The sequence below is a fragment of the Ruegeria profundi genome (assembly GCF_020171505.1).
Taxonomy (GTDB): Bacteria; Pseudomonadota; Alphaproteobacteria; order Rhodobacterales; family Rhodobacteraceae; genus Ruegeria; species Ruegeria profundi.
Genome location: NZ_JAIUZS010000004.1, coordinates 280475 through 301683, shown reverse-complemented (window position 1 = coordinate 301683; position 21209 = coordinate 280475). Strand labels below are relative to the sequence as shown.

The window sequence follows — 21209 nt, the reverse complement described above, 5'->3', positions numbered from 1 at the left end:
AACGAATGGCCAGCCGAAACTCAGAGCAAACGTCGCCCTTCCGTATCAAACCGATAGGCTTTGTCCGCAGCATAGGCAAAGCGCAGTTCCTGACCTTCGGAAATTGAATGCTGTCCAAACAAGCGTGCAGTCACAGCATGCTCGTTAACCTTGGCGATGACATTTGTATCCCCGCCCAGTTTTTCGACATGGCTGACCTGCGCAACCAGCGGCCCGTCATCAGACAAAAACAGGTCTTCAGGGCGGATGCCGATGGTGGTTTGACCGCCGCCCTGCAAAAGCCCCTCGGGCAGGAAGTTCATGGAAGGTGAGCCTAGAAACCCCGCGACGAACTGATTGGCCGGGTTGTTGTAAAGCTCCATCGGGCTGCCGATCTGTTCAACCCGCCCATCGCGCAGCACGACGATCTTGTCGGCCAGCGTCATCGCTTCGGTCTGATCGTGGGTCACATAGATCATCGAGGCATCCAGGGCCCGGTGCAGGTTCGCGATCTCGATCCGCGTGTTCATCCGCAGGGCGGCGTCCAGATTCGACAGCGGTTCGTCAAACAGGAACAGCTTGGGTTCGCGCACGATGGCGCGCCCAATAGCCACGCGCTGCCGTTGACCGCCGGACAGTTCCGACGGGTAGCGATCCAGATAGGGTTCAAGGTTCAGCATGCGGCTGGCATTGGCCACGCGCTCTTCGATCACCGCCCTGGGCTGTCTTTCCTGCTTCAGGGCCAGCGTCATATTCCCGCGCACGCTGAGATGGGGGTAGAGCGCATAGCTCTGGAACACCATGGCGATCCCACGTTTGGACGGCGGCACCAGATTGACCTGCTGTCCGTCAATGTTGATCTCGCCCGAGGACGCATCCTCAAGCCCCGCGATCACGCGCAACAGGGTGGACTTGCCGCAGCCCGAGGGGCCAACAAAGACGACAAATTCACCTTCTTCGACCTCAAGAGTGATGTCTTTCAAAACATGCACGTTTCCAAAGGACTTGTTCACGTTGGTAAGAGTCAAGGCAGTCATTTTGCGGGCTCCTCAAGGGAAACGGGCTGGCCGGTGCGGATGCTTTCATCCGCGGCCAAACAAATGGCGAGGGATTGGACGGCGTCATTCATATGGCGTGTCAGATCGATATCTTCGGCGATGGCGCGCAGCATATACGCCTGTTCAGCATCGCAGAGTTCCTGATGGCCAGGCTCATCCGGCATTTCGATGGTCCGGTCGCCCTGCGGGGTATGAACCAGCAAGCCGCCGACCTTGGTGTGTCCGTCGATATCAGCCGACGCGCCTTTGTTCCCGTCCGTGATCGAAACCGACCCGTGGGGCGAGACGATGTCTTTCACGAAGAATGCGGTTTCCGACATCATCGGACCCCAGCCCGCCTCGTACCAGCCCACTGATCCATCCTCGAAGATCACCTGAAACTGGCCATAATTGTACATGTCCGGGGCGATTTCGTCAGACAGGCGAAGCCCCATCCCATGCACGCGGACAGGCTGTGCGTCCGTGATCTGGCACATCACGTCGACATAGTGAACGCCGCAATCCACGATGGGTGAGGTCGTCTGCATGAGAGCCTTGTGCGTTTCCCACTCCGCGCCTGAGGATTGTTGATTCAGGTTCAGGCGGAAAACATATGGTCCACCCAGATCCCGCGCCTCAGTAATCAGGCGCATCCACGACGGGTGATGGCGTAGGATATAGCCGACCACCAGCTTTCGATTCAGCCGTGTGGCGGTTTCCACGACACGCCGCGCGTCTGCCACGTTGGTCGCCAAGGGCTTTTCCACGAATACATGCGCGCCAGCTTCCATCGCGGCGCAGGCGAAATCCGCGTGGCTGTCAGAATAGGTGGCGATCACGACCAGATCGGGGTTAGTCTCGGACAGCGCGACGCCGAAGTCCGAAAAGGCGCGATACCCTGCGAGGTCGGGGTAATCCACGCGACCGGATCGGTTCACCAGCCCGACGATTTCTGCGTCCGGGTGATTGTGATGGGCCAAGGCGTGGCTCAGCCCCATATTGCCAAGGCCAGCGATCAGAACTTTGGTCATTTGACAGCTCCTGACGTGATGCCTCGGATCAGTTGACGCGAGAAGATGACGTAGAGGACAAGCACCGGCAGGATTGCCATCGACAGGGCCGACAGAACCGCGTTCCAGTCGGTCACGAACTGCCCGATAAAGACCTGGCTGCCCAACGTGAGCGTCTTGGTTTCCTCGGCCGGGGCAAGGATCAGCGGGAACCACAGGTCATTCCAGATCGGGATCATGTTGAACACGGCAACCGTCGCCATCGCCGGTCGGACCAAAGGCAGAACCAGCCGGAAAAAGATCGTGTATTCCGACAGCCCGTCGATGCGGCCTGCATTCTTCAGATCGTCACTGACCTGCCGCATGAATTCGGACAGGATGAACACAGCCAACGGCAACCCTTGTGCGGTATATACAAGGATCAATGCCCAGAGCGTGTTCACCAACCCGGTTGCCACCATCATCTCAAGGATCGCGACAGTGCCGATGCGAATCGGAATCATGATCCCCAATGCAAGATAAAGGCCCATCACAAGGTTGCCCTTGAACCGGTACTCCGACAAGGCGTGGGCCGCCATGGCCCCGAACAGAAGAACAAAGAACAACGACGCAACAGTAACTATCATTGAGTTCTGGAAATACAGGAAGAAATCCCCCTGTTTCATCACCGTCTCGTACCCGACCAGTGAGAAGCTGTCGGCGCTGGGCAAAGCCAAAGGTTCGCGAAAGATAGCACGGCGGGATTTGAAGCTGTTGATAAGGATGACGAAGACCGGGAACAGCGCGACCAGCGTGTACAGGATCAACGCTCCGTGCATCGCGGCGGTGTTCAGGGGGTTGTGGCGTGCTTTGTTCATCACTGGACCCTCACAGTTGATAGCGGCGCATCCGGGTCTGGATGCCGAAAAGGTATATGCAGACGCCGACAAGGATGATCGCGAACATGGCCCCTGCGATAGCTGATCCCATATGCGGATCACCCAGTTGCAACTGGAAGCCAAAGAACGTGCGGTACATGAAAGTACCCAGAATATCGGTCGAGAAATCAGGCCCGGCCAGCGCGCCCTGCGCTGCATAGATCAGGTCGAACGCGTTGAAATTCCCCACGAAAGTCAGGATCGAGATGATTCCGATTGATGGAAGGATCAAAGGCAGCTTGATCTTCCAAAAGGCCGAAGCCCCGGTGATTCCGTCGATCTCACCGGCCTCAAGGATTTCCTCGGGGATGGTCAGCAGCGCGGCATAGATCAGCATCATCGGTATCCCGACGAACTGCCATACCGAAATCAGCGCCAGCGTGGTCAGCGCGTACTCCTCTTTCCCCAGCCACGGCGCGAATAGAGATTTTAACCCTATAGCGTCCAGCATTGACGGCGCGATACCCCAGATCGGGGACAGGATCAGTTTCCATGCAAACCCTACGATCACAAAGCTCAGGATCGTGGGGATGAAAATCGCTGACCGATACAGCGCCGCAAACCGCAGACGCGGGTGGCTGAGCAGTGCAGCCAACGCGATGCCGATGGGGTTCTGTACAAGCATGTGGATCAGGAAAAACCAGAAGTTGTTTCCCAGCGCGTTCCAGAACTGCTCGGACCAGATCGGGTCAAAAAACAACGTCTGAAAGTTTTGCAATCCGACGAACACCCGGCTCTGATCGACCTCGGTGTACAACGCCAGCCGAAGCGTGTTGAACAGCGGGAAAATCATCACTGCGGTGTAGACAAGCACGGCAGGTGCAAGAAACACGACGATATGCCAGCGGAAGCGTGGGCGGTTCATGGGATCGCTTTCAAAGGGGTGTCAGGAGTACCCGGGCGATCCATATCGCCCGGGTAGGTTGGGTCATGCGTTACTGGTGCGGCGCGTACCAGCTGGACAGGCCTTCCTGCAGCTCAGCACCCAGTTCCTCGGGCGACTTGGCACCTTTGATGGCTGCAACCGACGCGCCCCAGGTCTCATTCTCAAGGTTCGGTGTTCCGCGCGACAGAATTTGATAGGTCGAGCGGATCGTAGACTCACACTCGTTCCGCCAACCCGCGATTTCCTTGGCCAGCGGGTCCTGCAATTCGACCGGAGTGCTGGACAGCGGGAAAAAACCCGGCAGTGCATTGCCGAAAATCTCGGCAAATTCGGGGCTGGCAACCCAGGTCAGGAAAGTTTCAGCGGCCTCGGGGTGTTCCGTGGCGGCGTTCATTCCAATCCCGATATCGGTGTGATCCGAGATGTAGCATGTGTCTCCTGCACTGCGAACTGGCGGTTTGAAGGCACCCATTTCGAAATCTGCCTGCGCGTTAAAGCCCGAAATCTCCCACGATCCGGCTGGATAAATGGCGGCGCGGCCAAGGGTGAAAATGTTCTGGCTGTCAGGGTAGGTCTGCGCCTCAAACCCATCACCCATATACTCTGCCCAGCGGGCAAGGGTTGCGAAAGGCGCTGTCCACGGCTCATCTGTCAGCTTTTGCTCACCGGCGATCAGGGCTTGTCTGCCTTCCTCACCCTTCCAGTAGTTTGGGCCGATGTTGTTGTAGCCCATCGTGGCGGCTTCCCACTGATCGTTGGTACCCATGGCCAGTGGGATGTAGGTGCCGTCTTCCTTGATCTTTTCCAGCGCGGCAAAGAATTCGTCTTCGGTGGTGGGTACCTCGATGCCCAGCTCGGCAAAGGCCTCTTTATTGTAGATGAAACCGTGGATCACCGAGGCCATCGGAACGCAGAAAGTGACCGAGCCGTCATCGGTCTGCCATGCCGATTTCGCAACGTCCGAGAAATTGCTCATTGCTTCGACCGAGGACAGATCAGACAGGTGGCCCGCCTCATACAGCGCCAGCGAGGCGTCGAACGGGCGGCAGGTGATCAGGTCGCCGGCCGAGCCCGCATCAAGCTTGGAATTGAGAACAGCGTTGTATTCTGCCGGGGCGGATGGCGTGAATTCCACCTTGATTCCGGGGTGCTGTGTTTCGAACGCCGGAATGATCTGTTCCTGCCACAGGGTCAGGTCATCATTGCGCCAGCTTTCGATCGTCAGCGTCACGTCTTCTGCATAAGCGGTTGTCGCCATCAGGGTTGTACCCAGTAAGGCTATCTTCAGGTTTCTGTGTTTCATTTCTCTCTCTCTCCCGTTTTATTTGATTTCAGTCCCGTGCCAGTGCGGCATTTAAAAGTCCGTTGGCCGCCCGAAGGCGTGCATGTGCCTCGTCCAGTGACAGGGCTTTGGCGGCAATAAGAATGGCAGGTTTTACGTCCCCGTGCGCAGTTTCCAACGCCTGTTGCGCGGTGGCATCATCCACTTCTGCGATCCGGGCAACGATACCGGTGGCGCGTGCCCTCAGCTTGTGATTGTCGGCGCGCAGATTGACCATCATGCCACGATGCACGTGGCCAAGCTCGACCGCCATCAGCGAGGACAGCATGTTCAGTGCAATCTTTTGTGCTGTGCCAGCACCCATGCGCGTAGAGCCCGAAATCAGTTCGGGCGGTGTTGCCAGAAGAATTGGAATGTCCGCTTCCAACAGCAAAGGGCTGTCCGCGTTGTTGGCGATCCCAATTACGGTTGCCCCCTGCGCGCGGGCGATATTCACGGCGGCCAACGTGTAGGGCGTTGACCCGCTGGCGGAAACCGCGATCACCGTGTCCTTGGCCTCGATTGCGCTCAGCGCCTGTTTCAAGCCTTCGGTTGCGTCTTCCGAGTCGCCGGGCATCTCGACCCCGGTGGGCAGGCCGCCAGCCATGTGAATGCGCAGACGGGCAGGCGGGATCGAGAATGTGCCACCCAATTCCTGCGCATCGGCTGCGGCCATCAGGCCGGATGATCCCGCGGCCACATAGTGCAGCACACCTTCGCTTCGTATGGTTTCCGCCATCGCTGCGGCGCCTTGAGCGATGCAGCCCAAAGCGTCGCGAACGACCGCGGCTGCAGCGATCTGACCTTCGGCCAGGGCGCGTGCCGCTATGGCCAAGTCACCTTGGGCCAAGTGCTCAGCATCAGGATGCAGTTGTTCTGTAGACGGCAGCGTCAAGAGAATCCTCCCCGGTTCTGCATATACAATACCTATTTAATACCACTTGTCCAGATTTTATTTTCCTCCAATTTTGGCGCGCTTTTCGGGTATTTTTTCGTCATTACGGGCCAATTTTCGCGAATTAGGGCTTTCGCGAAGCTCAAAGGTATTATAATGGTATTGTCATGACTGAGTCTCGGAATAATGCCGTTTTGGCTATTGATGGTGGGGGAACGCGATGTCGTGTTGCCTGTATGATTGATGGCGTGGTCCATTCTGTCGAGACCGGAGCGGCCAATGTCTCAACCGATTTTGACGGCGCGCTTGCGCAGATTCGGTCGGGTTTAGATCAGGTGTCGGATCGAATTGGTGTTCTGGGGGCCAAGATGCTTGGTTTTCCGGCCTATGTCGGTCTGGCTGGTGTTACTGACAAACAGATTGCGCAGCGGCTGCGGGATGCGTTGGGGTTAACCTGCGCGCGGGTCGAAGATGACCGGCCCGCCGCAGTGCGCGGGGCATTGGGCGCGCAAGATGGCTTGATCGCACATTGCGGAACCGGATCCTTCCTTGCCATCCAAATACACGGCGCAATGCGTTTCGCCGGGGGGTGGGGGGCGGTTCTGGGGGATGAAGCCTCGGCCCAATGGGTCGGGCGTCGAGCATTGGCTGAAACGTTATGCGCCGTTGATGGAACGCGGCTTGAGACGGGTTTAACGCGAAAGCTGCTGGGTGAATTGCGCGGCACGGCGGGCATTGTGCGATTTGCCGGAACGGCCACACCCGCCCAGTTCGGGGCGATTGCTCCTGCGGTCACATGCGCAGCGCAAACCGGCGATACCGCTGCTGTTGAAATCATGCAAGCCGGGGCGGACTATCTGGAAAGAACAGCAAGGCGCTTAGGGTGGCAGACATGTCAGGCGATCTGTCTGACAGGAGGGATAGCCGGGCACTACGCCGACTACCTGCCAGATGACATGAGGTCTGCCATTCGCCCGCCGCTGGGTGAGCCGCTGACCGGAGCCTTGGCTTTAGCAAACGAGGTTCGGCATGAGCATCTCTGACTTTTTGCGGTCTGACTTGTGGCTGAGCCCGGACAAAGGCCCGCGCTATGTTCAGTTGCGGCATCGTCTGCAAGAAGGGATCGACAGTGGTGTTTTGCCGCCCAACTCTTCGCTGCCATCGGAACGGGAACTGGTTGAAATCACAGACCTTTCCCGGGTCACAGTTCGCAAGGCCATTCAAGAGCTGGTGCAGGAAGGGTTGATCGAACAGCGTCAGGGGTCGGGGTCCTTCATTCGTGATCGCATTCCGCGGGTCGAGCAATCGCTGACACATTTAACTTCCTTCACCGAGGACATGGCCAGCCGCGGAATGCGCACCACGTCCAAATGGCTGGAGCGCGGCGTCTTTGCACCGACCCCCGAGGAAATCGAGGCATTGAGCCTTGCAGAAGGTGAGCAGATTTCGCGCATCTACCGTCTGCGCGAGGCTGACGGGCGTCCGCTGGCGCTGGAGCGCGCCGCGCTGCCGCTAGACATTCTGCCCAATCCTATCGAGGTCACTACCTCGCTCTATGAGGTTCTGGACGATTTGGGTCGGCGGCCCGTGCGTGCGGTGCAAAAAATCTCTGCCGTCAACCTTGCTGCGCCCGAGGCAGAATTGCTGGACGTTCCCGAGGGGGCCGCGGGGCTGAACATCGAACGAATTTCATTCCTGAAAAACGGGCGGGTCGCGGAACTGACCCGATCCCTTTATCGGGGCGACACCTATGACTTTGTCGCCGAATTGCGGTTGTAACCGGAAAGGCCGGAAAAGCATGTCACAAAACAGCTCGAAAATGCGGCAGGAGATTTTGGAAATCCCCGACGCGGTTGATCGGTTGCTAAGCCAGGGGGCCGCCAATATTCATACCGCAGTGGATTTGATGAAAGGAGCCGACCCCCGGTTTTTGATCACCGTGGCGCGGGGGTCGTCGGATCATGCTTGTACCTATCTGAAATATGCCAGCGAGTTGCTGTTGAACCTGCCCGTGGCCTCGGTCGGGCCATCGGTCAATTCGATCTATGGTGTTGATCTGCGCGCAGATGGTGCGGTTTGCCTGTCGGTGTCGCAGTCGGGTCAAAGCCCAGACATTGTGGGAATGACCCGATCGTTGAAGTCCTCAGGGGGGCTGACCGTTGCGATAACCAACAACACGACCTCGCGTTTGGCCGAAGTGGCGGATGCGGTCTTGCCCCTTCATGCAGGTCCAGAGCTGAGCGTGGCCGCAACCAAAACATTCGTCACCTCACTGGTTGCGGGTCTATGGGTGTTGGCCGAGGTCAAGGGCGATGGTGAATTGATAGCGGCGATCCGCTCTTTGCCGGCCCATCTGGCGCAGGCCGCGCAGTGCGACTGGTCTGCTGCGGCGACGTCGATCACGGGCCGGTCGTTGTTTACCTTGGGCCGGGGTCCTTCTTTTGCCATGTCCAATGAAGCTGCGCTGAAGATCAAGGAAACCTGTCAGATTCACGCCGAAAGCTATTCGGCCGCCGAAGTGTTGCACGGTCCCGTTTCAATCGTGGAGGAAGGATTCCCAACGATCGTTTTCGCAGCAGCCGACGCCGCAGAGCAGGCAACGGCCGAGGCCGCCGATGCGTTGGCGGGCAAGGGGGCCGCTGTGTTTGCTGCCACCGACAAGGTGACCAAGGCCGAAAGCCTGCCTGTGATACGTACCGGTCACTGGCTTACCGACCCCATTGCCAACATCACCTCGTTTTACAGCATGGTCGAAGCTGTTGCGTTGGCCCGCGGAATTGACCCCGACGCACCGCGGCATCTCAGAAAAGTGACAGAGACGGTATGACCCCTAATTCAGTGACATATCGCAACGGTGCTGTGTTCGATGGCGAATCTGTGCACTTGAACCATGCGATCACCTTTCGCGACGGTACGCTGTCAGCGATCGTACCTGACCAGACGGGAAGTCCGGAAGGGCAGGTCATCGACCTGAACGGCGATATCCTTTGCCCGGGTTTCGTTGATCTGCAGGTAAATGGCGGCGATGGAGTGATGTTCAACGATGACCCCTCGGTCGAAACCATACGGCGGATCGCCGAGGCACATCGACGGTTGGGTGTTACGGCACTGCTACCAACTCTGATTACCGACACGCCCGAGAAAACCGAAGCTGCCATCGCGGCGGCAATACAGGCGGTGCGGACCGGCGTTCCGGGGGTGGCTGGGCTACACCTTGAAGGGCCGCACCTGTCGGTGGCGCGCAAGGGGGCGCATGATGGTGCCTTGATTCGGCCCATGGAGGATGCGGATTTGGCAGCGTTGGTTCAGGCAGCCGAAAACTTGCCCTGCCTGAAAGTGACGCTGGCACCCGAATCCGTCTCGGAGCAGCAGGTTCAAGCCTTGTCTGACGCGGGTGTTCTGGTGTCGCTGGGCCATACCAACGCGGATTTCGCGACATGCCAGCGCTATGCCAAGGCGGGGGCGCGCTGTGTCACCCATTTGTTCAACGCGATGAGCCAGATGGGAAACCGCGAACCCGGTCTGGTCGGGGCGTGCCTTGCCAATGGGGGGGTGTCGGCGGGAATGATCGCTGATGGCATCCATGTCCACCCCGCGGTGATGCGTGCAGCCTGGGCCGCCAAAACCGCACCCGGTCAGATCTTTCTGGTAAGTGACGCCATGGCCGTTGCGGGCACGGATCACGCCTCGTTTGATCTGGAGGGCCGTCGAATCACGCGGGCCAACGGGCGCCTGACGCTTGAGGACGGAACGCTGGCTGGGGCCGATTTGGATCTGACCACGGCCATTCGAGTCTTGGTGACTCAGGTCGGTGTTTCGTTGCAGGATGCGCTGGCTGCTGCGACGACATATCCGGCATCCCTGATCGGGCAGCCCATTATGCGACCGTTGCGATTCGGTTCGATGATCCGGATAGCGTCGGATTTTTCCGCCTGCACATGGCTGTCTGAGAACGGCTAACCGGTCGGCAATGGCCTTGTCTCATGCGCGAATTGGGCAGGGCGCAGAAATTGCTTTCAAGCCGCGAACTGCGCTTGACGACACTTGGCGCTTCGCTTAAACCGACCTTCGCTGAGCGGGCGTCGTATACTGGCTATTACCTCAGCCTTCCAAGCTGATGAAGCGGGTTCGATTCCCGCCGCCCGCTCCAAGTCAGCCTTAAAATCCTGCGTCAAATGGCCCTTACGGGATGCCTATTAATGACGCGCGGCTTGACCCCGCCGTTTGCTGCCGCCAAGAAGCGATCACACAAACGCGAACATGATTTAAAGGCCACGCATGGCAAAAACCGCCTCAGCCAGTCCGGCAAAGCAATCTGCACCCGGAGCAAGCGAAGAACGCGCCGGATCGAAGAAAATTGGCGTTCTGGCGTCGCTGTGGCCGTTTATGCGTCCGTATCGCCTTTTGATGGCCAGTGCGATCGTGGCGTTGGTTCTGACGGCAGGTATGACCCTGACGCTGCCACTGGCCGTGCGGCGTGTGGTCGACAATTTCCGCATTGAAGACGGCGAGCTGCTGGATTGGTACTTTCTGGCCGCCCTTGGCATCGCCGCCTTTCTGGCCGTTGGCACTGGTCTGCGCTATGCGCTGGTGACGCGATTGGGCGAGCGTGTCGTGGCCGATATCCGAAAGGCCGTGTTCAGCCGCGTTATCGGCATGAGCCCCGAATTCTACGAACGTATCATGACCGGAGAGGTCCTGAGCCGGATTACCACGGATACGACGCTGATTCAGTCTGTACTTGGCTCGTCTGTTTCCATCGCATTGCGCAACGTCCTGCTGTTCGTTGGTGGTTTGGCTCTGATGCTGCTGACCTCGGCTAAGCTGACCGGCATGGTTTTGCTGCTGATCCCGTTGGTGGTGGTGCCTATCCTGCTGTTGGGTCGGCGGCTGCGGGTGATCAGCCGGGAAAACCAGGATTGGATTGCTGCGTCCTCCGGCAACGCGGGCGAGGCGCTGAGCGCCGTGCAAACAGTGCAGGCCTTTACCCACGAACAGGCCAGCCGCATGCAGTTTTCGGACATGACTGAAACGTCATACACTGTCTCGCTGCGCCGCATTCAAACACGTGCTGTGCTGACGGTGATTGTGATCTTTCTGGTGTTTTCGGGAATTGTTGGCGTGCTTTGGATGGGGGCCAATGACGTTCGCGACGGCGTGATGACCGAAGGCGTTCTGATTCAATTCGTGATCTATTCGATCATCATGGCCGGCTCCGTGGCGGCTTTGTCAGAAATCTGGAGCGAGCTTCAGCGTGCCGCAGGCGCGACCGAACGGCTGGTCGAGCTGCTGAATGCGCAGGACACGGTCAGCGATCCTGCAAAGCCCATTGCTCTGCCTTCGCCGGTTAAGGGTGAAATCCACTTTGATGACGTGACTTTTCGCTATCCCTCACGCCCCGAGGTCGTGGCGCTTGATCACTTAACCTTGCACATTAAGCCCGGCGAAACCGTTGCCTTTGTCGGGCCATCAGGGGCGGGTAAAACAACCGTCATCCAGATGATCCAGCGGTTCTATGATCCGGCTTCGGGAAAGGTCACTCTGGACGGTGTCGACCTTCGCGATATCGACAGGGCGGATTTCCGTCGTCATATGGCGCTTGTGCCGCAGGACCCGGTGATCTTTGCCGCCTCGGCACGTGAAAACATCCGCTTTGGGCGTCTCGACGCGACCGATGCCGAGGTTGAGGCCGCCGCCCACGCGGCCGCCGCACATGATTTCATCGTGGCCCTGCCAGATGGCTATGACAGTTACGTAGGTGAGCGGGGCGTCATGCTGTCAGGTGGTCAAAAGCAACGTATCGCGATTGCCCGTGCAATCCTGCGGGACGCGCCGGTTTTGCTGTTGGACGAGGCGACCTCGGCCCTCGATGCAGAAAGCGAACGTGCGGTGCAAGGTGCCGTGGACAAGATGCGCGCCGGGCGCACCACTCTGATCGTGGCGCATCGGCTGGCGACCGTCAAAAAGGCAGATCGGATCGTTGTGTTAGAGGCCGGGCGCATCGTGGCCCAGGGCTCACATGATGATCTGGTGTCACAGGGCGGGCTGTATGCAAGGTTGGCGCGTCTGCAATTCACCGATGGCATGGCTGCCGAATGACGTGACGCTGGGGTAACACAATTCGCTCCGCAGCGTAATTCTATCCCTTCAGGGTCTTCACAGTTAAGGCATTTATTGAACCTGCGCGGTTTTGCTTCCATCTTGGCGGTGGAGACAGAACCTGTGCCGGACATGGGAGAGATAAGGGAGGAACCAGATGGCTTTTGTGGGTTTGGAAGACAAGGTGAGAATGGAGCAGGAAATGCCATGGGAGGACCGAGATGTTCCGGTCACCCTTCACCAGATGCTGTCGCGAACAGCCGGAAATTTTCCAAACAGCAATGCGATCAGCTTCCAGCTGTTATCTGGTCCGACGGACAAGGCTGAAACGCTGACGTGGTCCGCGTTATTGGGCAAGGTCAACCAGGCGGCGAACCTGTTCCGCTCACTTGGTATCGGTGAAAAAGATGTTGTTGCCTACGTCCTGCCCAATTGCAACGAGACGCTGGTTGCATTGATGGGCGGTGCCGTTGCCGGTATCGTGAACCCGATCAACCCGTTGTTGGAACCCGAGCAGATCGCCGCGATCCTGCGTGAAACCGGGGCCAAGGTGGTGGTGACGCTCAAGTCCTTCCCGAAGGCCGATGTTGCGCAAAAGGTCGAAGAAGCGGTGCGCCACGCGCCCAAGGTCAAAACCATTCTGGAGATTGACCTCAATCGCTATCTCACGCCGCCGAAATCATGGCTTGTGCCGCTGTTGCGCCCAAAAATGGGGGACAAGGTAAAACTGGCCCATGCGGATTACAAAAACTTTAACAAAGAGCTGGCCAAGCAACCCACGACACTGACGTTTGAAGACAGCAAAGAGGATCGGGTCGCCTGTTATTTCCACACAGGTGGCACGACGGGCATGCCCAAGGTGGCGCAGCATACGTATTCCGGCCTGATCTATAATGGCTGGCTTGGCCACACGCTCTTGTTCTCGGAAAAAGACGTCATCATGTGCCCGTTGCCCATGTTCCACGTCTTTGCAGTCCACGTGATCATGATGGCTGCAGTCTCGTCTGGTGCGCATGTAGTCTTCCCGACCCCAGCCGGGTATCGCGGCGATGGCGTCTTCGATAATTTCTGGAAACTGATCGAGCGTTGGAAGGTCAGCTTCATCATCACGGTTCCAACAGCGATTTCCGCCAAGATGCAACGCCCGGTGGACGCTGACATCTCAAGCGTCAAAACCGCTTTCTCGGGTTCGGCCCCGCTGCCTGTCGAACTGTTTCGCCGTTTCGAAGAAGCAACCGGTGTGACCATCGTCGAAGGCTATGGCCTGACCGAAGCGACCTGTCTGGTCTCGTGCAACCCGGTTGACGGAGAAAAGAAGATCGGCTCAATCGGATTTCCCTTCCCCTACACGGATGTGAAAATCCTGCAAGACGGACCAGACGGGCCGAAGGAATGCGGACTGGACGAAATTGGTGAAATCTGTGTGTCGAATCCAGGTGTCTATGTCGGCAACACCTATACCGAGGCGGACAAGAACCAAAGCCTCTACCATTTCGACAAATATCTGCGAACGGGCGATTTGGGGCGGTTTGACGAAGACGGCTATCTTTGGATCACGGGTCGCGCAAAGGACCTGATTATTCGTGGTGGCCACAACATCGACCCGGCCGAAATTGAAGAGGCCCTGCTGGGCCATGACGCGGTTGCCTTTGCAGGGGCCATCGGCCAGCCTGATGCGCATTCGGGGGAAGTGCCTTGCGCCTTTGTCGAATTGGTCGACGGAGCCAGCGTCACCGAAAAAGAGTTGATAGAGTATTGCAAGGTGCAAGTCCACGAACGCGCGGCGCAACCCAAGCATATGACCATTCTGGATGAACTTCCAAAGACTGCAGTTGGAAAGGTGTTCAAGCCTGAGCTGCGTAAACAGGCCATAACCCGCGTATACAATGGCGCGTTGGAAGAGGCTGGGCTGACCGCGCGCGTCGTTGCCGTGATTGATGATAAAAAGCGCGGCCTGGTCGCGCAGCTTGACGCGAACGGCTCGGCAGAGGACGATGTCAGCAAAGTGCTGGGATCGTATACCCGGCCATGGGATTGGGTCGCCTGACCGGGAGGGATAATGGATTATGAACGTCTGATTGATGAGGAAACATGGGCGTTCATAAGGCGCACGGCTGAAAGCTATCCTGACGATGCGGTTGATCTTTCCATTGAAGATCAGCGGCGGTTGTACAACACCATGTGTCAGGATTTTCGCCAGCCCCGACCCGACGGAGTGGATGTGTTGGACAAATCCGCTGATGGCGTCCCGGTTCGGGTCTACACAGCCGGAGATCCAACACGAACCGTCGTCTATTTTCACGGTGGCGGTTTCGTGGTTGGTGGGCTTGAAAGCCACGACGACGTTTGCGCCGAGATTTGCATTCAGACCGGATATCGGGTGGTTGCTGTCGATTACCGCCTGTGCCCTGAACACGTTCATCCAGCGCAGTTTCAAGACAGTTGGACGGCAACGAAATGGGTGGAACAGGAATTCAACGATCCTTTGATTCTTGCCGGGGATAGCGCTGGCGGCAACCTGGCTGCTACCGTTGCGCATTATGCGCGAGGGCGGCTTGGCTCCGTGCTGGGTCAGGTTCTGATCTATCCGGGGCTGGGCGGCGATGCGACCGCTGGTTCATATCTGGAACATGCGCACGCGCCGCTTTTGACGCTGGAAGAGATTCATTTCTATGAAAAGGTGCGTTGCGCCGGCGACGTCCCAAAAAATGACCCTACATTCGCGCCGTTGCAGGATCGTGATTTTTCAGGTCTGCCGCCTACCGTCGTGTTTACTGCTGATTGCGATCCGCTGCGCGATGATGGCGCGACCTATTGTGAAAATATCACTAACGCAGGCGGAAGGGCCTATTGGGTCAACGAACCCGGCCTTGTGCACGGGTACCTGCGCGCACGAAGTTCAGTGAAACGCGCCGCAGACAGTTTTGAACGCATCTCGGTCGCGATCGAGGCATTGGGCCAGCAGGTCTGGCCTTACGACTGATCCCTCAGTTCAGGAAAGGCGTGGCCTTCATCGTATCGGCAATCGGCGCGCCCATACGATGCAAGATCGTGGGTGCAAGCTGCAGCTGGTCGATCGTTGCACCTGCCTCGGGGCCGTCAGCGTCTCCGAAATAGTACAGCGCGGTTTCCTGTTGCAACGTACTGCGCCCGCCATGGTGGCCGCGCTCATCCTGACCGTGGTCGGCGGTCACAATAACCTCATAGCCCATTTGGCGCCAACGGGGGATAAAGGGGGCCAGCATCTCGTCGACGACGAAACAGGCGTGGTCCATTTCTTCGCAATCGTGGAAGAACCGGTGGCCCATGCTGTCCAGCGTGCAGGTGTGGAGTACGCCGTAGTCCAATCCGAAACGCATGCAGAGATTGGTTAATGTGCCAAAAAGATCAACATCCGATGGTGTCATCTGATTGGCCTTACCATAACCCGTCATCGTGTGAAACCGGCCGTGGTTTATCGTCTTGCTTTCGGGCTCGTCATATTCAATGTCGCGGACGTAGTCGAAAGGGTGACGGTTGAAGAATTGCGACCAAAAGCTGTGGGTGACGGCCCCGGTCACACCTCCGGCCTCACGCACCTGGCTGAACACGTCCTTGTGGCTTAGTCGAAAAACGTTGCCGTTCCCGGTGCAGCCATGTTCCTGCGGGGGAACGCCCGTATGGATCGAGGCATAGCAACTGGCCGAAATTGACGGCAGCACCGAGCAGTGTTTCCACACGCGCGCGTCGCCGCTGTCCACCCAGCCTTCGAGATTGCCGAACAAGCGGCGGAAGTTGCGCCATGGCACGCCGTCCAGAATGATCAAAAGAACTTTACGGTCCATGCTTCGGCCCTTTGGTCAGTTGCCTTGCGGGTAATCTTACGCAACCGCATGTATTGCGGTCATCCATTTGCGTCCAAAACGGCAAATTCCCGACGCCGATCCAAAGGTGTAACGTCGGGAATTTCATGCTTAGTCGCAATGTCGCAAAAAGTGCGTCAGTTCCCTGCGCTTTCCATCTTGCGATGGGCGACAACTTCTTCCAGCCAGCCCAGATGCATCTCGGGAACCGAGCTGAGAAGCAGGTCGGTATAGTCGTCGAATGGCGGGCTGAGCACCTCGGACTTGGACCCGTACCGCACCACGCGTCCTTGATACATCACCGCGATACTGTCGCTGATCGCGCGAACCGTCGCCAGATCGTGGGTGATGAAAAGGTATGCGACATCCTCGATCTTTTGCAGGTCCAGCAGTAGTTTCAGGATGCCGTCCGCGACCAGCGGATCAAGGGCCGAGGTCACTTCATCACAGATGATCATCTTGGGCTTTGCTGCCAGTGACCTTGCGATGCACACTCGCTGTTTCTGGCCGCCCGACAGTTCGGCAGGGTAGCGATCCAAAAAACTCTCGCCCAGTTCGATCTCATCCAGCAATTCGATGATCCGCTTGCGCTTTTCCGCGCCGCGCATGTTGAAGTAAAACTCCAACGGGCGGCCGATGATCGTACCCACGGTTTGACGCGGATTCATCGCCACGTCCGCCATCTGGTAGATCATTTGCAACTCGCGCAGGTCTTCGCGGGTCCGGCCTTTCAAATCAGCTGAGAGCTTGCGCCCGGCAAAGGTGATCTCGCCATCGCGCGGCGGCAACAGGCCGGTAATCACCCGCGCCAGTGTCGACTTGCCGGACCCGGATTCGCCCACAACGGCCAGTGTCTGCCCCGGATGCAGATCAACATTGACGTTGTGCAGTACATCGAAGTTCAACCCTTTGTAGCGGGCGGTGATACCTTCGACGCTGAGTACGGGTTCCGGCGTCGGTTTCTTTTCCTCATGTTCGATTGAACGAACGGAAACCAGCGCCTGGGTATACTCCTCTTGCGGGTTGTTGATGATCTGGTCGGTGTGGCTGTATTCGACCGTATTGCCCATGCGCAGAACCATGATGTCATCGCTCACCTGCGCCACGACAGCCAAATCATGCGTAATATAGAGCGCAGCGACACCGGTGTCCGCAATGGCCTCTTTGATCGCCATCAGAACGTCGATCTGTGTGGTCACGTCCAACGCCGTGGTGGGTTCATCGAAAACCACCAGATCGGGTTCAGGGCACAGCGCCAAAGCGGTCATACAGCGTTGCAACTGACCACCGGAAACCTGATGCGGGTAGCGATCGCCGATATTGTCCGGATCGGGCAGACCCAGCTTTGCAAACAGCTCACGTGCGCGGGCTTCAGCCTCTTTTCGGCTGAACTTTTTCTGTTCAACCGCAGCCTCGACCACCTGATCCATGATCTTTTTGGCGGGGTTGAAGGAGGCCGCGGCGGATTGCGACACATAGGTCACCTCACCCCCGCGCAGCTTGCGGATGTCGCCCGTAGATGTTTTCAGAATGTCGCGTCCGTTAACCCAGACCTCGCCGCCGGTGATCTCAACACCGCCGCGACCATAGGCCATTGAAGCCAGACCAATGGTGGATTTCCCGGCCCCGGATTCACCGATCAGCCCCAGCACCTTGCCGCGTTCTAGGTCAAAGCTGACCCCGTGCACGATTTCGATGTCATGGGGCTTTTCACCCGGCGGATAAACAGTCGCGCCGATCTTGAGGTCGCGGACCTTGAGAAGTGTATCACTCATCCCCGGCCTCCTTTCAATGATGTTGTCCGGTTTAAAACCCAATCGGCCACAAGGTTGACTGAGATCGCCAGTGTGGCAATCGCGACTGCGGGGTACAACGCCGCACCGATACCATAGACGATGCCGTCCTTGTTCTCTTTCACGATGCCGCCCCAATCTGCCAGCGGCGGCTGGACACCAAGGCCCAGGAAGGACAGGGTCGAGACAAACAGAACCATGAAGATGAACCGCAGGCCCAGTTCAGCAACCAGCGGGGACAATGCGTTCGGCAGAATTTCACGGAAGATGATCCAGCTTTGCCCTTCACCGCGTAGCCTTGCGGCTTCAACATAGTCCATGACAGCGATATCGACCGCGACCGCTCGGGCAAGACGATAGACGCGCGTCGAGTCCAGCAAACCCATGACGACGATCAGGACCGGTACGGTTACAGGCACCATCGCCAGAACCACCAGCGCAAAGATCAGCGTAGGGATCGACATGATCAGGTCCACTGCACGTGACATGACCTGATCCGCCCAGCCGCCCAGGACAGCGGCCAGAAACCCAAGGATCGAGCCGGTTACAAAGCTGAGGATCGTGGCCGCCGTCGCGATAAAGATCGTCGTCCGCCCGCCGTAGATCATGCGGCTGAGAAGATCGCGTCCGATATTGTCCGTGCCCAGCCAGAATTGCGCGCTGGAGGGTTCCCACACGTCCCCAACAACTTCAGCCATGCCGTATGGCGCCAGCAGAGGGGCAAAGATCGCGATAAAGAAGTACAGCGCCGTGAAGGCCAGCCCGATTAATGCCGAGATTGGGATGTTCTTCATTTCGGATGCCTCAGCCTTGGGTTGGCCAGAATGGCAACGATGTCTGCAACCATGTTCAGCCCGATATAGATCGCGGCAAAGATAACGCCGCAGGCCAGCACCACAGGAACGTCGCGCTTGGTCACGTGGTCCACAAGGTACTGCCCCATACCGGGATAGACGAACACCACCTCAACCACGACAACGCCGACGACCAGATAGGCCAGGTTCAACATCACCACGTTGACGATAGGCGCAACGGCATTGGGGAAGGCGTGGCGATAGATGACTTGAAAATTGCTCAGACCCTTGAGTTCAGCCGTTTCCACATAGGCCGACTGCATCACGTTCAGGATCGCGGCCCGTGTCATGCGCATCATGTGCGCCAGTACAACGAGTGTCAGAACAATGACCGGCAACGCAATCGAGTTCAGCTTTTGCCCCAGTGTCATGCTGTCGTTGATCATTGCCAGCGGTGAGAACATGCCCAGTTTGACCGCAACGAAATAGACCAGCACATAGCCGATCAGAAACTCGGGGATCGAAATGGTTGTAAGCGTTACAGCCGAAATCAGTTTGTCGGGCCAGCGGTTGCGGTAGCGCACGGCCAGCAAGCCCAGAAAGATCGCCAACGGAACCGATACGATGGCAGCCCAGAACGCCAGAAACAGTGTATTGCCCAATCGGTTGCCAACCGACTCGGCGATATCCAGTTTATTGGTCAGGGATGTCCCCAGATCGCCCTGAACAATACCGCCCAGCCATTCAAAATAGCGGGTCAGGGCAGGACGGTTCAGCCCCATTTCTTCGCGAAGGTTTGCAAGGGCTTCGGGGGTTGCGGCTTGACCAAGGACCGCTTGCGCGGCGTCCCCGGGAAGGGCTTCGGTGAGGCCGAAAATCAGAGCCGATGCACCAAAGAGTAACAGGAAACCCAGCGCAAGGCGCTGGGAAACCAGTTTGATGATGGGATGCATAATCCGTCTTCCGTATCAGGCAAACCACATTTTGCGGGACATGTTGCCATTCATCATCTCTTGGGTTGGGTCGCTTTCCCAGCCTTGCAACTGATTGCTGACCCCTTCGATGAAGTCGTTGAACATCGGGCAAATCAGGCCGCCTTGATCACGCACCATCATGCCCATTTTGCTGTAGATGTCCTTGCGCTTGTCGTTGTCCAACTCGGCGCGTGCTGCAAACAGCATCTCATCGAATTCCGGAACCTTGAAGCGGGTGTCATTCCAGTCGGCCGTCGACAGATACGCGGTCGAGTACATCTGATCCTGCACCGGACGACCGCCCCAGTAAGATGCACAGAAGGGTTGAACGTTCCAGACCTCGGACCAGTAGCCATCGTTAGGCTCGCGCTTGATCTCAAGCGGGATACCCGCCTGAGCAGCGGTTTGCTGGAACAGGGCTGCGGCATCCACGGCACCTGGGAAGGCACCATCTGCAACACGAAGGATGATCGGCGATCCGTCATGGCCGGATTTCTTGTAGTGCTCGGCTGCCTTCTCAAGGTTGAACTCGCGTTGCGGGATAGATCCGTCAAACAGCGGATAGGCCGCGTTTACAGGCATGTCGTTGCCCACAGTTCCGTACCCACGCAGAATCTTATCAACCAAATCTTGACGGTTGATTGCGAATTTCAACGCCATACGCAGTTCGTTTTGATCAAACGGCGCCGTGTCGCAATGCATGATGAACACATAGTGACCGCGACCCGCCGTCGAGTGCACCGTCAAGTTGGGCGCACGACCCAGCAGATCAGCGACTTTTGGCTCCACACGGTTGATTGCGTGCACCTGACCTGACTGCAACGCTGCCGTCCGGGCCGTTGCGTCGTTGATCACGACAACCTCAACACTGTCGAAATTCCCGAAATCCGGGTTCCAGTGGTTTTCGAACTTTGTATACAGGTGACGCACGCCGGGCTCGTCCACTTCGACCTTATATGGTCCTGTACCGATACCAGCCCCCGGGTCGTCCATGCCGCCGTTTGGCTGAATGATCAGGTGATAGTCTGCCATCAGATAGGGCAGATCGGCGTTCGGCTCAGTCAGCGTAACCTGGAAGTTGTCGCCGTCGGCCTTCATCGACTCGATGCCCTGCATGATGCCCAGAGCACCAGACTTGGAGTCTTCGTTCGAGTGACGCTCCATAGTCTTCAGCACGTCTTCGCTGGTCATGGTTTTGCCGTTGTGGAACTCAACACCCTGACGCAGCTTGAAGGTCCAGACCTTGGCATCAGCGCTGCCTTCCACGCTTTCCGCCAGACGGGGTTCGATTGAACCATCGGGCGCAACCTCGACCAATTGGTCGCCAAACTGCTTGCCGTTCTGAAACGGAACCGAGCTGGCATAGGTTGCCGGATCCAGTGAGTTGGTGGACTCACCGCCTTGCAGACCAAACTTTAAGTCGCCGCCCTTCTTTGGGCCAGCCGCGCGCGCGGCGTTTGCGAACATCGTGCTGGCCATCGCCGCCGAGACACCCAGAGCCGTCGCTTTACCCATGAATTCGCGGCGGGTCAGCTTACCGGCTGTAACCTGTTCGGCCATGTGAGTGATTTGTTCGTTCATTCAAAGATCTCCCGGTTGAATGGATTATGAGCCCTTGATGGGCTTTTTTTTGACGCATGAGTCAAAGTAGGCGTATTTCGG

The 21209-nt window shown here is 57.7% G+C and carries 18 protein-coding genes and 1 tRNA gene; 8 read left to right on the top strand and 11 right to left on the bottom strand.

Features of this window, described 5'->3' with window-relative positions:
- Positions 1-20: 20 nt before the first annotated feature.
- The 6 genes from LCM21_RS11815 to LCM21_RS11790 form a co-directional block, all read right to left on the bottom strand.
- The gene (locus LCM21_RS11815) at positions 21-1016 is read right to left on the bottom strand and encodes an ABC transporter ATP-binding protein (protein WP_224890784.1); all 996 of its coding nucleotides are present in this window, start codon (positions 1014-1016) and stop codon (positions 21-23) included.
- Positions 1013-2047 (bottom strand): Gfo/Idh/MocA family protein, encoded by a 1035-nt coding sequence (locus tag LCM21_RS11810; RefSeq protein WP_224890783.1) that lies wholly within the window; start codon positions 2045-2047, stop codon positions 1013-1015. Before LCM21_RS11810 ends, LCM21_RS11815 begins: the two co-directional genes overlap by 4 nt.
- Entirely contained in the window at positions 2044-2883 is an 840-nt protein-coding gene (locus LCM21_RS11805) for a carbohydrate ABC transporter permease (protein WP_224890782.1), read from the bottom strand. The genes LCM21_RS11810 and LCM21_RS11805 overlap by 4 nt, the downstream gene beginning before the upstream one ends.
- Positions 2884-2893: 10 nt before the next feature.
- On the bottom strand, positions 2894-3808 hold the full coding sequence (locus tag LCM21_RS11800; RefSeq protein ID WP_224890781.1) for a carbohydrate ABC transporter permease: 915 nt from the start codon (positions 3806-3808) through the stop codon (positions 2894-2896).
- Positions 3809-3878: 70 nt separating this feature from the next.
- Positions 3879-5132, bottom strand: a complete 1254-nt coding sequence (locus tag LCM21_RS11795) for an ABC transporter substrate-binding protein (RefSeq protein WP_224890780.1) — start codon at positions 5130-5132, stop codon at positions 3879-3881.
- A gap of 28 nt (positions 5133-5160) precedes the next feature.
- Positions 5161-6045, bottom strand: a complete 885-nt coding sequence (locus tag LCM21_RS11790; protein WP_224890779.1) for an N-acetylmuramic acid 6-phosphate etherase — start codon at positions 6043-6045, stop codon at positions 5161-5163.
- 167 nt (positions 6046-6212) lie between these two features.
- Here LCM21_RS11790 and LCM21_RS11785 point away from each other — a divergent pair, with 167 nt between their 5' ends.
- From LCM21_RS11785 to LCM21_RS11750, 8 genes are all read left to right on the top strand, one after another.
- A complete protein-coding gene (locus LCM21_RS11785; RefSeq protein ID WP_224890778.1) occupies positions 6213-7088 on the top strand; it encodes a glucosamine kinase nucleotide-binding domain-containing protein in 876 nt (291 codons plus the stop codon).
- Positions 7075-7824, top strand: coding sequence for a GntR family transcriptional regulator (locus LCM21_RS11780; RefSeq protein ID WP_224890777.1), 750 nt, complete (start codon positions 7075-7077; stop codon positions 7822-7824). Before LCM21_RS11785 ends, LCM21_RS11780 begins: the two co-directional genes overlap by 14 nt.
- Before the next feature lie 19 nt (positions 7825-7843).
- Complete coding sequence (locus LCM21_RS11775) at positions 7844-8872, top strand: SIS domain-containing protein (protein WP_224890776.1); 1029 nt, start codon at positions 7844-7846, stop codon at positions 8870-8872.
- Positions 8869-10005 carry an N-acetylglucosamine-6-phosphate deacetylase gene (nagA, locus tag LCM21_RS11770; protein ID WP_224890775.1) on the top strand — a complete coding sequence of 379 codons (1137 nt, stop codon included), beginning with the start codon at positions 8869-8871 and terminating at the stop codon, positions 10003-10005. The genes LCM21_RS11775 and nagA overlap by 4 nt, the downstream gene beginning before the upstream one ends.
- 115 nt (positions 10006-10120) lie before the next feature.
- Positions 10121-10195, top strand: a tRNA-Gly gene (locus LCM21_RS11765).
- A 128-nt stretch (positions 10196-10323) separates the two neighbouring features.
- Entirely contained in the window at positions 10324-12144 is a 1821-nt protein-coding gene (locus tag LCM21_RS11760; protein WP_224890774.1) for an ABC transporter transmembrane domain-containing protein, read from the top strand.
- A gap of 157 nt (positions 12145-12301) precedes the next feature.
- Positions 12302-14191 (top strand): acyl-CoA synthetase, encoded by a 1890-nt coding sequence (locus LCM21_RS11755; RefSeq protein WP_224890773.1) that lies wholly within the window; start codon positions 12302-12304, stop codon positions 14189-14191.
- A 12-nt stretch (positions 14192-14203) separates the two neighbouring features.
- Positions 14204-15127, top strand: coding sequence for an alpha/beta hydrolase (locus tag LCM21_RS11750; protein WP_224890772.1), 924 nt, complete (start codon positions 14204-14206; stop codon positions 15125-15127).
- Positions 15128-15131: 4 nt separating this feature from the next.
- Here the strand turns inward: LCM21_RS11750 and LCM21_RS11745 are convergent, their stop codons facing one another.
- The 5 genes from LCM21_RS11745 to LCM21_RS11725 form a co-directional block, all read right to left on the bottom strand.
- On the bottom strand, positions 15132-15968 hold the full coding sequence (locus tag LCM21_RS11745) for an alkaline phosphatase family protein (protein WP_224890771.1): 837 nt from the start codon (positions 15966-15968) through the stop codon (positions 15132-15134).
- 155 nt (positions 15969-16123) lie between these two features.
- Positions 16124-17761, bottom strand: coding sequence for an ABC transporter ATP-binding protein (locus tag LCM21_RS11740; RefSeq protein ID WP_224890770.1), 1638 nt, complete (start codon positions 17759-17761; stop codon positions 16124-16126).
- Positions 17758-18573 carry an ABC transporter permease gene (locus LCM21_RS11735; protein ID WP_068335989.1) on the bottom strand — a complete coding sequence of 272 codons (816 nt, stop codon included), beginning with the start codon at positions 18571-18573 and terminating at the stop codon, positions 17758-17760. Before LCM21_RS11735 ends, LCM21_RS11740 begins: the two co-directional genes overlap by 4 nt.
- Positions 18570-19526: an ABC transporter permease gene (locus LCM21_RS11730; protein WP_068335986.1), complete on the bottom strand. Its 957-nt coding sequence runs from the start codon at positions 19524-19526 to the stop codon at positions 18570-18572. The genes LCM21_RS11735 and LCM21_RS11730 overlap by 4 nt, the downstream gene beginning before the upstream one ends.
- 15 nt (positions 19527-19541) lie before the next feature.
- Positions 19542-21128, bottom strand: coding sequence for an ABC transporter substrate-binding protein (locus LCM21_RS11725; protein ID WP_068335976.1), 1587 nt, complete (start codon positions 21126-21128; stop codon positions 19542-19544).
- Between the last annotated feature and the right edge of the window lie 81 nt (positions 21129-21209).

What these genes read in the sequence shown, in the direction of transcription:
- LCM21_RS11815 (WP_224890784.1), bottom strand. Translation starts at nt 1,016, where the DNA reads ATGACTGCCTTGACTCTTACCAACGTGAACAAGTCCTTTGGAAACGTG.
- LCM21_RS11810 (WP_224890783.1), bottom strand. Translation starts at nt 2,047, where the DNA reads ATGACCAAAGTTCTGATCGCTGGCCTTGGCAATATGGGGCTGAGCCAC.
- LCM21_RS11805 (WP_224890782.1), bottom strand. Translation starts at nt 2,883, where the DNA reads ATGAACAAAGCACGCCACAACCCCCTGAACACCGCCGCGATGCACGGA.
- LCM21_RS11800 (WP_224890781.1), bottom strand. Translation starts at nt 3,808, where the DNA reads ATGAACCGCCCACGCTTCCGCTGGCATATCGTCGTGTTTCTTGCACCT.
- LCM21_RS11795 (WP_224890780.1), bottom strand. Translation starts at nt 5,132, where the DNA reads ATGAAACACAGAAACCTGAAGATAGCCTTACTGGGTACAACCCTGATG.
- LCM21_RS11785 (WP_224890778.1), top strand. Translation starts at nt 6,213, where the DNA reads ATGACTGAGTCTCGGAATAATGCCGTTTTGGCTATTGATGGTGGGGGA.
- LCM21_RS11780 (WP_224890777.1), top strand. Translation starts at nt 7,075, where the DNA reads ATGAGCATCTCTGACTTTTTGCGGTCTGACTTGTGGCTGAGCCCGGAC.
- LCM21_RS11775 (WP_224890776.1), top strand. Translation starts at nt 7,844, where the DNA reads ATGTCACAAAACAGCTCGAAAATGCGGCAGGAGATTTTGGAAATCCCC.
- nagA (WP_224890775.1), top strand. Translation starts at nt 8,869, where the DNA reads ATGACCCCTAATTCAGTGACATATCGCAACGGTGCTGTGTTCGATGGC.
- LCM21_RS11760 (WP_224890774.1), top strand. Translation starts at nt 10,324, where the DNA reads ATGGCAAAAACCGCCTCAGCCAGTCCGGCAAAGCAATCTGCACCCGGA.
- LCM21_RS11755 (WP_224890773.1), top strand. Translation starts at nt 12,302, where the DNA reads ATGGCTTTTGTGGGTTTGGAAGACAAGGTGAGAATGGAGCAGGAAATG.
- LCM21_RS11750 (WP_224890772.1), top strand. Translation starts at nt 14,204, where the DNA reads ATGGATTATGAACGTCTGATTGATGAGGAAACATGGGCGTTCATAAGG.
- LCM21_RS11745 (WP_224890771.1), bottom strand. Translation starts at nt 15,968, where the DNA reads ATGGACCGTAAAGTTCTTTTGATCATTCTGGACGGCGTGCCATGGCGC.
- LCM21_RS11740 (WP_224890770.1), bottom strand. Translation starts at nt 17,761, where the DNA reads ATGAGTGATACACTTCTCAAGGTCCGCGACCTCAAGATCGGCGCGACT.
- LCM21_RS11735 (WP_068335989.1), bottom strand. Translation starts at nt 18,573, where the DNA reads ATGAAGAACATCCCAATCTCGGCATTAATCGGGCTGGCCTTCACGGCG.
- LCM21_RS11730 (WP_068335986.1), bottom strand. Translation starts at nt 19,526, where the DNA reads ATGCATCCCATCATCAAACTGGTTTCCCAGCGCCTTGCGCTGGGTTTC.
- LCM21_RS11725 (WP_068335976.1), bottom strand. Translation starts at nt 21,128, where the DNA reads ATGAACGAACAAATCACTCACATGGCCGAACAGGTTACAGCCGGTAAG.